Genomic DNA, 15550 nt, shown 5'->3' on the forward strand with positions numbered 1-15550 from the left:
AAATCGCCTACATTCTAGCTGATCGCAGAGCATGAAGGTAACGTACTTGCAAGCATCGTAGGAGGATGTATGCCCGTAAACCGCCCCTATCGTCGATTGATTCACGCTGGAATGCTCTTGAGCATGCTCTGGTCGCTCTTCCCAGCGAGCCAGCCAGCCACCGCCCAATTTGATCAATCCAACAAAACAGTTGAGCAAGCAATTGCTCCCGATACTGGCCTTGCGCGTGACCCGCAAACTCCGCGTCTCGCAACCGCACTACCCCAAAAAGCCAGCAGCAGTGCTGATTTTATGCCTGTGGCTGCCCAAAGCTTGAGGATTCAGCCGCAACTTAATCAGGTGGTCAGGGCCAAACTTGATAGCGCCAAAACCACTGCTGTGCAATTTGAGCAAGCGCCGTTGAGTTTGTTGGTCGAGGCCGATACCTTCGCACCCGCTACCCGCTTGGAGTTTCAAGCCCAAGCCTTACCAAGCTTGACCCAGCAACTTCAACGCAGCAGCAAAAGCGAAGGCTATTTGCGCGACCAAGCTGAGCAAATTACGCTCTATCGCTTTAATATCGAAGCCCAAACCAACGATCAAGCCGCCGACTTCAAAAAACCAGTGCGTATGGTGCTCGATTTGCGCCAACTCATGCGCGATGTTCCCAGCAACTATCAACAGTTTTATTTGGCATATCAAGATGAGGCCGATCCCAACCACTGGATCGAAGTGCCAATTACCTTGCATGATGCCAAGGGTTTGATCAGCGCCGATGTTGATCATTTTTCAACGTGGGCGGCTGGCACACGGCCAGAGCGTTGGAATCCCAGCTGGGTTCCGGCGGCAGTCGCCAGTTTTAGCGGCGCTGCCACCTATGCCTACCCAATTGAAGCGCCAATGGGTCGCGGCGGGCTACAACCAAACGTCGAATTAAGCTACAACAGCCGTAGCCTCGATGGCCGGATTCGTGATGACACTGGTGCAGGCCCACTAGGCGATGCTTGGTCGATCAGCGATATTAGCATTGCGCGGGTTGGGGTAAAAACCGAATTCGTCGCGGGCTTTCCATCAAACAAACATCCCGATAATTTCCGTTTGACGATCAACGGCGCTGGTCATGAACTTTTCCCTGAGTTTCCCAACCAAACGGCCACCGCCAGCAGTATGCGCTATTTCGCCAAAGATGCTCCAGGTTATTACATCAAACGAGTGTATAGCACGGCCACCCCCAATACCGATGGAATATATTGGATTGTGGTAACGCCAACGGGTGTGACCTATCGTTTGGGCTATTACCCTCACGCCGAGGAGCACCAAGTTTGGAATATTGGCTATTGGAATGTTCAAGGTCATCAAGGCCGCCCCAATAATGAGCGCTCGGCTTTGGCTTGGCATGTCGATACGGTCACCGATCGCGCTGGCAATCAGATGACCTATCAATATGTCAACTGGACAGTCACTGAGCCAATTGAATGGTATCCTGAAGGCTCAAGCCATAAATCGACCTTGCAATTAACCACCTGGAAGAGCCGCATCGGTAGCATTAGCTACAATTACCCAAATCGGGTAACAGCCTTGCCAGTCAGCGATACGGTTGCTCAATTGAGCACGACCCCTGCTAGTCGCTTGGTGTTTACCACTAAAACCCAATTTGCCTACCTGATCGACACAATTTATGTCTATCATGGCTCGTTAACCACCCCAATCAAAGAATATCGAATTAACTTGTCGGGCCACTTCGTCAATAGCCCCGACTGTATGAACCAAGATACCCAGCCAAATATTCCGCGCTCAACCCATACCCGCGTAGTCAATGCGATCACCGTGGCTAGCGGGGTGGATGCCGACCCAGCCACTGAAGATGGTTGGACTTTACCCGCCACAACCTTTACCTACGAAGCCAAACCACATTACAACAACAATTGTTTCTATTTCTACTACCTTAAGAGCATGCGCAGCAATTATGGTGGGGAAATTAGCTTCAATTATGCCTCAGATAACCGTTGGATTGGCGAGTATAAATATCTAGGCTATGATCGCTATGTTTGGCCAATACTGGGGCAAAGCTATTATGTCGTCGAAACTTTAGCCAACGATGGCCGCAATCCTGCCGTCAAAACCACCTATAGCTATAGCCAACCCTGTTATGGCCAATGGTCGAGCAACGTTCCCGCAGGCGCAGTTACTTGTGGCGCGAGCGATGCTCCCGAATTTGGCACAATCACTGGGTTTGCCACGGTTAATCAACGCAGCTACGATTTTAACGGCACCACCTTGCTCAAACGCAACGAAACGATCTTCTCGCAAAATAGTGCCACTACCAGCGGCAAGCCCATGATTCAGCGCAATTTTGCTGGCGATGGCACGTTGTTGGATGCAACCCACAGCACCTATAACACCGATAGCCTGAATGGCTTGCCCAATATGTTCACCTATTTGAGCGAGGTTAAGCGCTATCAATATAGCAATGGCCTCGAAATTTCTACCAAGCGCACCTTTGGCTACGATATTGCCAAGCAAGCTGGCGTGCAATATGGCAATCTTACTGATACCTGGCTCTACGCTAGTGCAGCCGCTCCTACGCCCTACGAAAAACAGGTTACCCATTACACTCCCAACAATGGCCGTGCCACTGGCGGCCAAGCTTGGATCGTCAATGCACCCACAGCCAGCGGTCGCTACGATCAACAAGGTACATTTTTAAATGGCACTTGGACCTATTATGATGGTGCTAGCACTAATGCCACTGCCCCAACTCAAGGCTTGGTAACCCGCAGCCGCCAAACTCGGCCAATTGCCTGTGCCGAGATTCCGAACCCAAGCGGCTTGCCGCAACCAGCCGACTTCAATTGTGTCCATGCCTTCCAAACCATCGATAGCGATATGACCTACGATAGCTTTGGTAACCCCAAAACGACCACGATCTACAGTGGCTTTGGTTATCGTTCGCTCAAAGCCAACTTTAGCGATTCGCTCGATTGGAAGCCAACTGAAACTGGCCAACCAAATGTGAGCCAAGTGGCGACCCTGTGGTACGACAGCGATTACAATCTCTATCCAGTCAAAACCACCAACGCCTTGAATCAAGCTACAACCTATGAAATTTATGGTTTCCGCAACGATGCTGGCAACATCGCCGCCGTTGATGGTTTCCAAATTCAGACTGGCTTGCTCAAAAGTATTACCAACCCCGATGCCACGGTTGTGCGCTACGAATACGATCCATTTGGACGTTTGGTCAATACCTTTGATAGCTATAGCTTCACAGGCTTTGGCGATAGCACCAAGTGGAACGGCAATCCAGTTATTCGCTATCGTTATTGGGATAATTATTGGAACGACAGTGTGATTTTTGCCAATCCTGCTGCCAACCAACCATTCCTGATCAGCGATGAAAAGCGGCCTGGCAGCTACGCCAACCCTAGCAGCACCGGCAATTTCGCCTACAACGACCAAACCATGTACGATGGCTTTGGCCGCGCCATCCAAAGCCGCCATATTTGGGCCGATGTCGATGGACAAACCAAGCGCCAAGAAATTTATAGCACGACTGCCTACAATGCACTCGGCCAGATGATCTGCCAAACTGCGCCGTTTAACCTGCCGTTCTATAGTGATCGTGGCTTGGTTTGGCCAGCGTCGCCCTTCGTCACCACGCCATGTAGCAATAGCAGCATGGCCAAGACCCTGACAAGCTACGATGATTTTGGGCGAGTTAAACAAACCACTGCCGCCGATGGTAGCCTTAACAAAGCCAATTGGAGTTTGGTTAACAACATCACCGTTGCTGGCGAAAATCTCTTCTGGCAGCACCAGCAAATTAATCCCAAGAATCAATTGGAAATGCGCTTGATCAACAATCAAGAGCAGTTAGTTTTGCGGCGCGAATATCGTGGGCCTTCCGAAAGCCCAATCGTTTATAGCGATACCCAGTTCGAATACGATACCCTTGGCAACATCAACAAAATTAGCCGCCGCCAGCCGACCAACGCTGGTAATGGAGCCTTGCTCGCCCCCGAAGCAACGATGATCTACAACGGTTTTGGCCATAAATTGCAAATCAACGACCCTGATATGGGCACAATCAAATATCGCTACAATGCGAATGCGCGGATTATTGAGCAACGCACGCTCAACAATGCCTTGCAACCAAGCGATGATGATGTGGTTTGTTTCTATTTCGATGCACTACAACGCAATACCAGTAAAAATACCACTAACGTTGGAGCCAATTGTCCCAATACACCTATTTTGAATGGGGCGTTGTGGCTAGCCAACTCCAACTACTACACGATTGGCGCAGGCAAAATTGGCAAACTCCAATCAGTTAAATGGAATCGCGATGGCAATGGCGCGGTTGATGGCGAAACCTTCAACTATAACAGCCTTGGATCAATCACCAGCCATACGCGCACGCTCAATGGCGTAAGTTTTAGCATGCAATTTGGCGGCTTCGATGCGCTCAACCGTCCAACCACAATCACCTATCCCGATGGCGAAGTCGCGACCATTACCCATGACTTAGAAGGCGAAAATAGCCTGAGTTTGGGCAACCATGGCCCACTCGTCGCCAATGTTGAATACAACGCCCTTGGCAACCTTAGCCTGATTGACCGTGCGAACGGTGGGCATAACACGGTCTTTAATTATTATGGCGCAACTGGCACGGCCAATACTGGCAATAGCAATTTCCGCTTAGCCAGCATCAATCATCAACATAGCCTCTTGCCAAGCTATACCTACGAGTACGATCAAATTGGCAATATCAGCCGATTGTATGAAAGTGGCTCGCTCTCAGGCAATACCTACTTCAATTATGATGAATTGAATCGGCTCACCAGCACAAGCGGTATTTACACTCATCTTTATGCTTATGACAAGCTGGGCAACTTAACCAACAACAATGGCATCACCCAAACCTACAATGGCACGGGCAATCAGCCGCATGCGCTGCGTTCAACCAGCCAAGGTAATTTCTTCGAGTACGATCAAGCGGGCAACATGATCGTGCGCAACGATGCTGGCGGCCTGTATCAACAAGCCTTCGATGTTGAACAACGCTTGTATGAAGTGATCGATCAGCACGATCAAACTACGCGCTTCCGTTATGATCCCAGCGGCCAGCGTACTACCACCTTCGCTGCTGATGGCACAGTTAGCTATGATCCCTTCCCGAATTATCAACGAACGACCGTCAGCACCAGTAACTCAACCGTGGATAGCCTGAATGCAGGCATCATGTGTAGCGATTACAACCCAGAAACCCGCAGCTATGGCGGCGCTGGCTATATTATGTACAGTGAAATTCCAGTCAAACAGCGCTTTGGCAATTTACCAGTGGCCAATATTAGCGAACACTTCATCTGTGTACGCAATAATGCTGGGGTCTGGGAATACGATAACGACGCTGGTTTCTATCCATTTAGCCCCATTGCCAGCGACTTGTTGGTTGCCAATTTCAACTATGATGGCACGACAGTCAACCCATATCTCAACCAATCTGGGGCGATCAACGGCCTGCGCTATGGCTATACCACCAGCAACATGGCCTTTAGCAAAGATGTCTTTAATGGAGCCAGCAACCCAAGCGAGTTCCAAATTGCTGGAACCCACTTCAAAACCTATTCATTTGCCCAAAGCGTTGCCAACCATGGCTATGGCGTTGCCTGCCAAGATGGTGCAACGGGCACGGGCTACCTGATGTATAGCGCTGAATCAGTGCATAGCCGCTTTGCCCAGCAAGCACCTGATAGCAACAACGCTGCCCACTTCATCTGTGTGCGGCACAACGGCCAAACCTGGCAATACGATAATAATCTTGCCTATTTCGCCTTCACGCCACGCCAAAGCGACCGTTTGATCGGCGCAATCGATTTCAGCAACGATAGCTTCACTAGCTATGTTGGCCAAACTGGCACGATCTTGGGCATTCAAAAAGGCCTGAGCAGCAGCAATCTCAGCATTACAGTCAATCAATGGAATGGCGAAAGCAACTCTGGTGAATTTGGGCTTGCTGGCTTGAATTTCACCCCCCAAGCCTACGAAGTAACGATCACGTCGGCAGGCATGGGCATCAATTGTTTGGATAGCGCAACGGGCACTGGCTATATCATGCATAGTCGCCAAGCCTTAAACCAACGCTTTAGCCAATCGATTCCAGCCCAACTTGCCAGCAAACACTTTGTCTGTGTGCGCTACAACAGCACACTCAGCACATGGCAATACGATGATGGCAGCAATTATCATGGCTTCACGCCACGCCCAAGCGACACCTTGGTTGCCAGCGTCAATTTCAGCACCGACCAAGTAACCAGCCTTGTGGGAGCAACCGACAGCGAATTTGGCATAACCAAAGGCTTTGCCAGTGGCATTAGCATCGTAGCCAATCAATGGGGCGGCACGAACAATGCTGGCGAGTTCCAAGTTATTGGCAACACGATCACCACCCATACGATTGATATTGCTAGCAAAACCGTCGCCATCGCTGGCACACCAATCGCTACCCGCCGTAAACATAGCGTCGCCACAACCTTGGTTGATCAAGCGTTGGTGTTCGTCTATGTTGATAAGTTAGGCAGTGCCAACACCTTGATGGATCAAACTGGCACAGCGATTTTGAACAATGTACGCTATCTGCCATTTGGTGAGGAGCGCTTAGGCCTCAACTCAGCCTATAGCAATCGTGGCTTTACGGGCCATCAAGAAAACCGTGATCTCGGCCTAACATATATGAATGCACGCTTCTATTTGCCGAGCACTGGCCGCTTTATCAGTGCCGACAGCATGATTCCTGAGCCGAGCAATCCCCAAAGTTTCAATCGCTATAGCTATGTCTACAACAACCCAATCAACGCGACTGATCCTTCGGGTCACTTGCCAGGCGATAATGAGCAGCCAAATCTTCCACCATATAGCCCAATTCCTCATATGGAATATAGTGCCTACCTAAAATGGCTCAATTTCTGGGATGACTATACGTATGATGATAATCCGTACCTTGTTATCAAACAAGGCGATCAACTTGTTGAGAGTTCAGTAGCAGTAAAAGCTGGGCCCGCTAGCATCAGCCAAGATAACGTTAGCGTCGCAGCAAATTTGGGGTTAATAGGTGGAGAGGTATCAATTCCAGCATCATATGAGCGGGATTCAAGTGGCAATTTCTTGGAAACAATGTGGGAAGGAACGTCAGGAAAGATCTTACTTGGTCCACAAATTGATTTGGGTATTGTAGAGGTAATGCCCTTAGCCTTGGGAATTGACCCATTTACGGGTAAGATTACGCTTGAAACAAGTGCAGGGATCGGGGCGCTTGAAGGCAGTAACACAATTAATCCTTTTGCAAAAACTGATACTATCTATGTTTTGCAAATCAGCGATGAATTGCATGACAAGCTGATGGGTCGAGATCCATGTGCCTTGAGTGTTTCGTTCCAAGATCAACAAGCAGCATGGACTGAATTAATCAATGTGGTTAACAGCTATGGTTTTAATGGCACCGACCCACGCTGGACAATCGATTCAATCCCAAAATATATCTACAATGGTGAAGAAACTACTCCATAATTAAGTTCACATTTGTTGGTAGGCCGTCGATCAAGGTTGATCGACGGCCTTTTTTAATGCTTATTCCGGAATAATTCCATGCGCTCGTTCAAAGGCAATTCGTAAGCTGCCAATTTGACTGCGATGTTCGGCTTCGTGCTGGCAAAGATGATGCAGCACCCATTCAGGCGTAACTGCATAGGCCGCCAATTCACGCACTCGCCGAAAATCTGCTAAATCTATGTGATTAAATGTGGCCAAAAGTAATTCGCGCACCTGTTCGAGGCGGGCACAATGTTGAGCTAAATCTTGACCAAAAACTGGAGTTAATAAGCCTTGTTTGGTTCGATGGGGGTAGGGTAATAAACTCGCAGCTGGCTCAGGATAGGCATCCAAGCCCAACACTTCATCATACAACCAGTCGGCTTCAATCAGGGCAATATGATACAGCACACTACCAATCGTGCTATCACCATGGGCTGGTTGCCAATCAATCATGGCCTCGCTTAGTTTGGCAATTTCCTCGTTCGTGCGCCGCCGAGCATCTTGCAAGGCCCAGAGCCACACGCCAATTTCGGCCACCGAATGGGTTGATTCAACAATTTTTTGTTCGCGCAAAGGCGTTCTCCTTAAATAATCATAAGCCCTAGTATGCGTAGCCCAAGCCTCATTGTCGTCGTTCTTCAGCCCGATCAAACGCCAGATTTTCGAGTAAATTTGACAATTTGAATTCCCATGCTATATGATGACTTATCAGTCATAATTAATGACTAATAAGTCATCAAAAAGAACTATGAGTCTCAATACAAAACAAGGAGGTTTGGATGGATCAACAATCGACTTCAAGCCCTCCGCTGCCCATGCGTTCGTTGCGTGAACGCCAACGCGAAGAACGCGCTGCGCTCATTCTTGAAGTAGCCCAACAAGTTTTTAGTGAAAAAGGCTATATCGAAACCTCGATCGATGAAATTGCGGCGCGAGCGGGCATCGCCAAGGGCACAGTTTATTTGCATTTTGCCAGCAAGGAAGAGCTAGTAGTGGCCTTGTTCGAGCAACAGTTCAAGCAATTTTTGCAGCAAATTGAGCAGATACTTGGCGAAAGCTTACCGATGCGCCTGCGGCTTGAGCACTTACTGCTCGATGTCTATACGCGGATTCAAGCCCAAGGCAACCAAGTCTTGATCGATCTCAATCCGCGATTGGGATTAACCACCAGCCTGATCAACAAACGGCCTGATCTTGCCGCTTACAGCACCCAAGCCATGGAATTGATTAGCGGATTGATCAGCGAAGGTCAAAGCAATGGCGAACTTGATCCCAATGTGCCAAGCATGGTGATGGTAGCAAGCCTGGTTAATATGCTCTCGCCCAATAGCTACGAACGCCTGCTGACCAGCGGCCAGATCACGCCAGCCGAACTGGCGGGCTATCTCAGTCGAAGCTTTTTCCCCAACCTTTAAATCATCGCTACTAACATAGGAGTTTTGAAGATGACGATTGCTGTTCGTTCGCTACCGCATCGGCGCAGCCGTTTTGCACTGGATATTGCACTCGAAGTTAAACGCCAAGGCACATTGCAATTTTTTGAATCGACGTGGCGACGCTATGGCGACCTTGCCCATCTACAACTTGGCTCGCAGGATATGTTTTTAGTGGTGCATCCTGATCATGTTCGGCGAGTGATGGTCGAGCAACGTGACACGTATTCAAAAAAGGCCAGCTATGAAGGTGTGCGCAAATTGTTGTTAGGCGATGGCCTAGTAGCCAGCACTGGCAGCCTATGGCGGCGACAGCGCAAATTGATGGCTCCATTTTTCACGCCTCGGGCAATTGAAACCTATTTGCCAATCATTGTTGAGGATGGTGCATGGTTTCGCGAACGCTGGAGTGCTGCGGCTAAACGCGGAGAGCCACTCGATATTCTAACCGAAATGTCGGTACTCACCGCCTCGATCATCTTAAAAAGTATGTTTAGCCTTGAGGCTGATGATACGATTGCTTGGGTTAAACATGCGGTCGAAACCATGATTGGCTTTGCCTCAAGCCGCCAACTGAACCCAGTTCATGCGCCACTTTGGATGCCAACGCCTAAAAATCGCGCCTATCTAGCGGCCCGCCAACGGGTTAATCAGTATATTCAGGGCATCATTGCCGAGCGCCAACGCCAAGCACCCGACCAATGGCCCAACGATTTGCTGACCCGTATGATGCAGGCCCGCGATGAGGAAACTGGCGAACCAATGTCCACAATCTTGTTGCGCGATGAAGCAATTACGGTCTTTTTTGCTGGCCACGAAACCACTGCCCGCACCCTATCATTTTTGTGGTATGCCTTGGCCAACAATCCTGAGGTCGCCGAACGCATGCAGGCCGAAATCGATAGCGTATTGGGCGATGCTGCGCCAACCCTTGAACACCTCAAACAACTGCCCTATACCTTGCAAGTAATCAAAGAAACCTTGCGGCTTTACCCCGCCGCCCCGATCTATGCCCGTGATGCGGTAGCTAGCGATGAATTCGCTGGCATTAAGGTGCCAGTTGGCTCACGCATGACGATCATGCCCTATCTTACCCATCGCCACCCTGATTTTTGGGATGAGCCGCTGCGTTTCGACCCTGATCGCTGGTTACCAGAGCACGAAGCCCAGCGTCACCCCTTTGCCTACCACCCATTTGCCGCTGGGCAACGGATTTGCATCGGCAATAATTTCTCGTTATTTGAATCACATGTGGTGGTTGCTATGTTGGCACGTCATTTTGCCCTACGCAGCGTACCAAATCACACCCCGCAAGTCTGGATGGATGGTACGCTTGGCTCGCGTAACGGCTTGCCCATGTTCGTCACTCAGCGCTAAACCACCAAAACAAACTCAAGTAACGGCTCATAACTGGATAATTATGGGCCGTTGTGTTGCGCTTGCTTGACATCTAAGCTTGGCAAGTCGATAATCCTAGCCGAGAAGTAGGCCGACACGAACACTATGCAATTTACGGTTAAACAGCTAAAATTTGGCACACCCATAGCTCCGCTCATCCTCTTTGGATTAGGGTTACTCCTTTACAGCACAACCTTACTGCCTGGGCTTGGTGGCGGCGATACTGCTGAATTTCAACGGGTTGGGCCAACCCTTGAAATTGCCCATAGCACTGGCTATCCGCTGTATAGCATGCTGACATGGCTTTGGAGCAAATTATTGCCCGTTGGCAGCATTGCATGGCGGGTTAATCTTTTTTCTGCCGTTGTCGCCGCACTTAGTCTCACGCTGCTTATGCAAACAGCATGCAGATTAGGCCTTGCGCAAGGCTGGGCTTTGGCTTGCGCCGGAATCCTAGGATTATCACCAACCTTTTGGCAGCAGGCAACTCAAGCCGAAATTTATGCTTTGGCTGGGTTATTACAAATTGGCACGATCTGGCTGATTGTTGCATGGCAGCAACAACGAGCACCGTTTTGGCTGCTTGGGCTGGCCGCAGGCTTGATGCTGGGACATCATCGCACTAGCATTTTTTTGTTGCCTTGGATGTTGATCGCGGCCTGTTGGCAGCAACGGCCTAGCCTGCGCCAAATGCTCTTGGCTATCGGTGCTGGTGGATTAAGTTTCGTTGCATATTTCTATATTGTGTGGCGTACTCCTGCTTGGCAGAATGGCTGGAGTGTGTTGCATGAGTACCTGCTTGGGAGTGCAGGCGGAGCATGGTTTGACCCACAACGAGCGCTTGAACAAGGCTGGCAACGGATATTCGAGGTTCAAATGCAGCTGTTTGGGCCACAATTAACTTGGCTTGGTTGGGGTTTGGCTGGCTATGGTTGGTGGCAAGCTTGGCAAAAACAACCTGCCTTAGCGGTTATGCTCGGCGGTAGCTATTGTAGCATCCTCGGCTTTTGCCTAGCCTACTTTGTTGATGATCTCGCGGCTTTCGGGCTGAGTGCCTATATAGCGCAAGCCTTATTAATTGGTTTTGGTTTGGATGCCTTACCTTGGAAACGTTTGGGGTTTGGCTTAGCTATAGGGATAAGTGGCTGGCTCGCTTGGCACACTTGGCCTCAGATTAACCAGCAAAATACGGCTCAGCTTGAGCAGCTTGCTCGCCAACGTTTAGCCGAGCCGCTGGCAGCCCATAGTTTGGTGATTGGCGATGGTTGGAGCATTGAAAGTTTGCGCTATTTGCAAGCAGTTGAGCAGCAACGGCTTGATCTTGAATTCAGCTTCCAAGCCGATCAACAACGGATTCGTGATCAATTGGCTCAGGGACGGCAGGTTTATGCGCTCCAAGCAATTCCTGAGTTAGGCTTGCAACATCGTAAAGTTGGTGATTGGTGGCAGATAGCGAATATTCCACAGCAATTTACCCATCAAACGAATATTGCATGGCAGAATGGTATTCAATTAACTGGATTGGAACTGCCAAGCCAAGCCCAAGGCCAATTACTGATCGGGCTGCGGTGGCAAACCCAAGCCCAATTACCAAGCTTAATTCGGTTTGTGCATGTACTTGATCAAGCTAATCGTTTAGTAGCCCAAACTGATAGCCCAACCAATCCTAGCAGTCAAGTCTGGCCAATTGGCCAAGCGCAAAGCGACTTGCTAGCGGTGAATTTGCCGCCTAATTTGCCAGCAGGCCAGTATCTGATCATTGTTGGATGGTATGATCAAGCTGGTCAGCGGGTTGTGCTTAATCCTCAGCAAGATACCTATCAGCTTGGCAAGGTACTGATTAATTAGCAGCAATATCTCAAATTTGAGCCAAACGATTAACCACTGGACGATTTCCCATCAAGCAGCTATACTGGGCAGTACCTCCCCTATCAGCAATCTGGCCATCAGCGAAGAAGGCTCTGGTGGTCGAATCACTAAACGCAACGAGGCACTGGGGATAGCAACCACCGGATCAAGCACTTAACGTACGATCTGGCGTGGGTTTGACCAATGCTTGCTACCACCCATCTGATTGGCTTAAATCCCCCCAACTCAGCGTAGAGTTGACGTTTCAAATCAAGGAGTTTGTATGTCAACTAGCAACCAAAACTTGCCAAACCTCGCCGCAATTGCCCTCGATGACTTGGCGCTCGGCCCACAAACCATCTCAACTCGCAACCATGCCAAGCACTATTTGCCACAATTTCAAACTGGCTTTACGCCGATTGTTCCGCTGATTGCCGACACCAATGATCTTGAATGTGAGCTAAGCGAAGCGCTCGATTCGCCACCTGATGTCTAGATCGTGGTCGCCAAATACCTATTAGCGCGGTGGTAGCGAGCTAATTGGCACCAAAAATTCGCCATAGAGTTTCAAGCGTTGGCTACTTGTGCAAAGAATAATCAGTTTGGGAGCGATTTCGAGTAAACGGCGCAACCACAAAGCATCATCAGGATGGGCCTGATATCCCAATAAGATTAGCAACCCATGGCGGCCTTGAAAAAGTTGACTCAGTTCGGCAGCGCTTAGCGCAGGTTTAAACTGCCCATAGTCAAGCAGGCGCATGACTAAGGCTTGCTCTAGTCTGTTGGTTAAATCAATCCATAAACAGCCATCCTGAAAAGTTGCCTGAACCTCATGGGCAACCGCAAGCACCAACTGCTGTTGCAAAGCCCAATCATCGCCAACAACATTAATCAAGCGCACGCCCTGCCCAAGTAATTGCAGCATCCTCTGATAGGCAGGTAAACTTCGATCAACAGCCACACTTGCTGGCAAACGTGCGGCTCGCTGCAATTGCTCAAAGCCTGAGCTGGTAGTTTGAAACAACGGATGGTGATTGAGCGCATGGGTTAGGCTAGCGATCAACTTGCGTTGATGCCGATGAAACGTTGCTTTATGAATATGTAACTGCTGGAGATAGTCATCAACTGAAGCACCAGGCTGGGCTAAAATCACCAGCAACAAACGCTGCTCAGCCTCCTTCAAGCTGATAGTTTTTAATAATTCATACCATTGCTGAATTCCGCCACAAGCTAGCATCAGTTGGGTGATTGGTGGCTGATCAAGCACCTTTTCCGGTGTATAAATCAAATCAGCCACCTGTTCCTCAGTTAATAGCATCTTCAATTCCCATCGAAATCGATAAACCAAAATTCACGATTGCCAAAAGTGGCATGATGCATCGCCAACAAGTCGGTATAGCGCACGACCAAAGCTTCAGGGTACGCCAAAATCACCTCTAAAACCCGCCGTTGCTTGGCTTTCAACGGAAATTCAAGCAACTGTTGGCGCATCTGCGGTAATCCACCCGCTTCGGCAATAATGGTAGCCCACCTATCATGCTGTAACAGCCGTTGCGGATAATGCAACAGATCATGCACAACTGCGTCATTCCATTGAAGTGATGCTTGTGTCATAGGATCGTGCGCTCTTTCAGACAAAGCTAGATATTCATTAACAAGAACTTAATTGAACCTGCGAGTTTATGGTGAACTACCACGCCCACAAGGGGCGTGGCTTCTGCCTTCAACGACGGCTACCAGCGTTTCACTGGGTTTACACCATCTCCAGCAGCGTTTTGGCTTTCCGTCGTCCCAACGGCAAGCAGGCGTAGCCCTTCATGCAGCATGTTGATCGCCGCGTTGCCATCACGATCATGGGTCGTGCCACAGGCGTGGCATGTCCAGATTCGATCCGCTAGCGTCAAGGCGTTTTTGGCATGGCAGCAGTGACAGGTCTTCGATGAGGCGTAGAAACGCTCTACCTTAATCACCCGTCGTCCATGCCATTCCGCTTTATCGTGCAGCATTTGCATGAAGGTACTCAGGGCGGCATCACTGAACGACTTGGCCAGCTTGGTTTTCACAAGGCCTTTGATATTCAGATCTTCGATGCACACCACGTCGAATCGTTGAACAATCCCCAACGCATGCTTGTGCAGCCAATCGGCGCGTTGGTTACTGATTCTCTGGTGAATTTTGGCAACGCGCTTCTTTGCTTTGGTGCGGTTGCTACTGCCCTTTTGAGCGCGAGATAGTTTGCTCTGAGCGCGGGCAAGTTTCTTCTGGTTTCGGCGGTAGAACTTCGGCGGCGCAGTTTTCTCGCCTGTTGACAGGGTGGTGAATGATTCAAGCCCCACATCGATTCCCACAGGATGATCATCTGTAAGTGGAGTATCATGGCGGTCGATATGACAGACAAATACGACCCACCATGCGCCCGTTGCATCTTGTTTGATCGTTGCACCCTTCGTTATGCCTTGCAAGGGGCGATGAATAACCGCCTTCATCAGCCCGATTTTTGGCACGCTGATGGTGTGTTCATCAACCACGACCACACCTTGCGGGAACCGTAGGCTGTGCGGGGTGATTTTGCGCGACTTGAAGCGCGGATACTTTGCGCGTTTGGCGAAAAAGTTGGTAAAGGCCGTTTCTAAATCCATCAGCGCTTGTTGCAACGGTTGCGAATGGCAATCACGCAAAAAAGCCGTTTTGGGCTGACGTTTCAGATCAACCAACATCGCCGCAAGCCGTTGATAACTCAGTCGTTGACCCGTTGTTTGGTAGTGGGTTTGCTTGCAGTGCAATGCCCAATTCCAGACAAAGCGTCGGCAACCTGCCCACTGTACCAAGGTTTCGACGTGGGTTGGTGTGGGTTGAAGACGGTATTTGTAACAACGGGTCAGCGTTCGCATGATTAGGCTTCCTTTTGATTGGCGCTATACATGGCAATGGTTTGGGCGGAAACCGTTCCCGCCGAACCGTAATAGCATCCATCAGTCCAAAGCCCACTACCCCAAAAATGGCGGCGTTTCAGCGTTGGGAACGTGCGAAACACATCCACAGCAAGGATGCTTTTCAACGTCTTCCCAATCACCATGGGTGCGGTTGTGGGCGGTGCTGAGAGAAACAAATGCACATGATCGGGCATCACTTCAAGGGCTAATTGATCCCAACCATAGCGGGTGCAGATTGTTGGTATGACTGCCTTGAGGTGATCGGCAATGCGTCCCTTAAGCACGCAATGCCGATATTTGGTAACAAACACCAAATGATAGTTAAGGTTATACACACTGTGGGACGTGCGTTTGGTTGGCGTTTGCATC

The 15550-nt window shown here is 49.7% G+C and carries 10 protein-coding genes; 5 read left to right on the top strand and 5 right to left on the bottom strand.

Features of this window, described 5'->3' with window-relative positions; translation table 11 throughout:
- The first annotated feature begins 69 nt into the window (after positions 1 to 69).
- Positions 70 to 7545 (top strand): RHS repeat-associated core domain-containing protein, encoded by a 7476-nt coding sequence (locus ABEB26_RS13475; RefSeq protein WP_345722544.1) that lies wholly within the window; start codon positions 70 to 72, stop codon positions 7543 to 7545.
- Positions 7546 to 7605: 60 nt separating this feature from the next.
- On the opposite strand, the gene ABEB26_RS13480 is transcribed toward ABEB26_RS13475, so the two are convergent.
- Positions 7606 to 8142 carry a DinB family protein gene (locus ABEB26_RS13480; RefSeq protein WP_345722545.1) on the bottom strand — a complete coding sequence of 179 codons (537 nt, stop codon included), beginning with the start codon at positions 8140 to 8142 and terminating at the stop codon, positions 7606 to 7608.
- A gap of 206 nt (positions 8143 to 8348) precedes the next feature.
- On the opposite strand from ABEB26_RS13480, the gene ABEB26_RS13485 reads away from it, so the two are divergent.
- The 4 genes from ABEB26_RS13485 to ABEB26_RS13500 all read left to right on the top strand — a co-directional run bounded on the left by ABEB26_RS13485 (position 8349) and on the right by ABEB26_RS13500 (position 12744).
- Positions 8349 to 8984: a TetR/AcrR family transcriptional regulator gene (locus ABEB26_RS13485; protein WP_345722546.1), complete on the top strand. Its 636-nt coding sequence runs from the start codon at positions 8349 to 8351 to the stop codon at positions 8982 to 8984.
- 30 nt (positions 8985 to 9014) lie between these two features.
- Positions 9015 to 10379: a cytochrome P450 gene (locus tag ABEB26_RS13490; protein WP_345722547.1), complete on the top strand. Its 1365-nt coding sequence runs from the start codon at positions 9015 to 9017 to the stop codon at positions 10377 to 10379.
- 126 nt (positions 10380 to 10505) lie between these two features.
- Entirely contained in the window at positions 10506 to 12248 is a 1743-nt protein-coding gene (locus tag ABEB26_RS13495; RefSeq protein WP_345722548.1) for a protein O-mannosyl-transferase family, read from the top strand.
- 283 nt (positions 12249 to 12531) lie between these two features.
- Positions 12532 to 12744, top strand: coding sequence for a hypothetical protein (locus tag ABEB26_RS13500; protein ID WP_345722549.1), 213 nt, complete (start codon positions 12532 to 12534; stop codon positions 12742 to 12744).
- A gap of 21 nt (positions 12745 to 12765) precedes the next feature.
- Here ABEB26_RS13500 and ABEB26_RS13505 read toward each other — a convergent pair whose 3' ends face one another.
- The 4 genes from ABEB26_RS13505 to tnpA form a co-directional block, all read right to left on the bottom strand.
- Positions 12766 to 13566, bottom strand: a complete 801-nt coding sequence (locus ABEB26_RS13505) for a hypothetical protein (protein ID WP_345722550.1) — start codon at positions 13564 to 13566, stop codon at positions 12766 to 12768.
- A gap of 2 nt (positions 13567 to 13568) precedes the next feature.
- On the bottom strand, positions 13569 to 13862 hold the full coding sequence (locus ABEB26_RS13510; protein ID WP_345722551.1) for a hypothetical protein: 294 nt from the start codon (positions 13860 to 13862) through the stop codon (positions 13569 to 13571).
- A 119-nt stretch (positions 13863 to 13981) separates the two neighbouring features.
- A complete protein-coding gene (locus tag ABEB26_RS13515; RefSeq protein ID WP_345722552.1) occupies positions 13982 to 15139 on the bottom strand; it encodes an RNA-guided endonuclease InsQ/TnpB family protein in 1158 nt (385 codons plus the stop codon).
- 2 nt (positions 15140 to 15141) lie between these two features.
- Positions 15142 to 15549: an IS200/IS605 family transposase gene (tnpA, locus tag ABEB26_RS13520; protein WP_345722553.1), complete on the bottom strand. Its 408-nt coding sequence runs from the start codon at positions 15547 to 15549 to the stop codon at positions 15142 to 15144.
- Position 15550: the final 1 nt, after the last annotated feature.

It is taken from the genome of Herpetosiphon gulosus (assembly GCF_039545135.1).
In the GTDB taxonomy this organism is placed as follows: domain Bacteria; phylum Chloroflexota; class Chloroflexia; order Chloroflexales; family Herpetosiphonaceae; genus Herpetosiphon; species Herpetosiphon gulosus.

Excerpts from the sequence above, each read along its gene's own strand:
- ABEB26_RS13475 (WP_345722544.1), top strand. The coding sequence starts at position 70 with ATGCCCGTAAACCGCCCCTATCGTCGATTGATTCACGCTGGAATGCTC.
- ABEB26_RS13485 (WP_345722546.1), top strand. The coding sequence starts at position 8,349 with ATGGATCAACAATCGACTTCAAGCCCTCCGCTGCCCATGCGTTCGTTG.
- ABEB26_RS13490 (WP_345722547.1), top strand. The coding sequence starts at position 9,015 with ATGACGATTGCTGTTCGTTCGCTACCGCATCGGCGCAGCCGTTTTGCA.
- ABEB26_RS13495 (WP_345722548.1), top strand. The coding sequence starts at position 10,506 with ATGCAATTTACGGTTAAACAGCTAAAATTTGGCACACCCATAGCTCCG.
- ABEB26_RS13500 (WP_345722549.1), top strand. The coding sequence starts at position 12,532 with ATGTCAACTAGCAACCAAAACTTGCCAAACCTCGCCGCAATTGCCCTC.
- ABEB26_RS13505 (WP_345722550.1), bottom strand. The coding sequence starts at position 13,566 with ATGCTATTAACTGAGGAACAGGTGGCTGATTTGATTTATACACCGGAA.
- ABEB26_RS13510 (WP_345722551.1), bottom strand. The coding sequence starts at position 13,862 with ATGACACAAGCATCACTTCAATGGAATGACGCAGTTGTGCATGATCTG.
- ABEB26_RS13515 (WP_345722552.1), bottom strand. The coding sequence starts at position 15,139 with ATGCGAACGCTGACCCGTTGTTACAAATACCGTCTTCAACCCACACCA.
- tnpA (WP_345722553.1), bottom strand. The coding sequence starts at position 15,549 with ATGCAAACGCCAACCAAACGCACGTCCCACAGTGTGTATAACCTTAAC.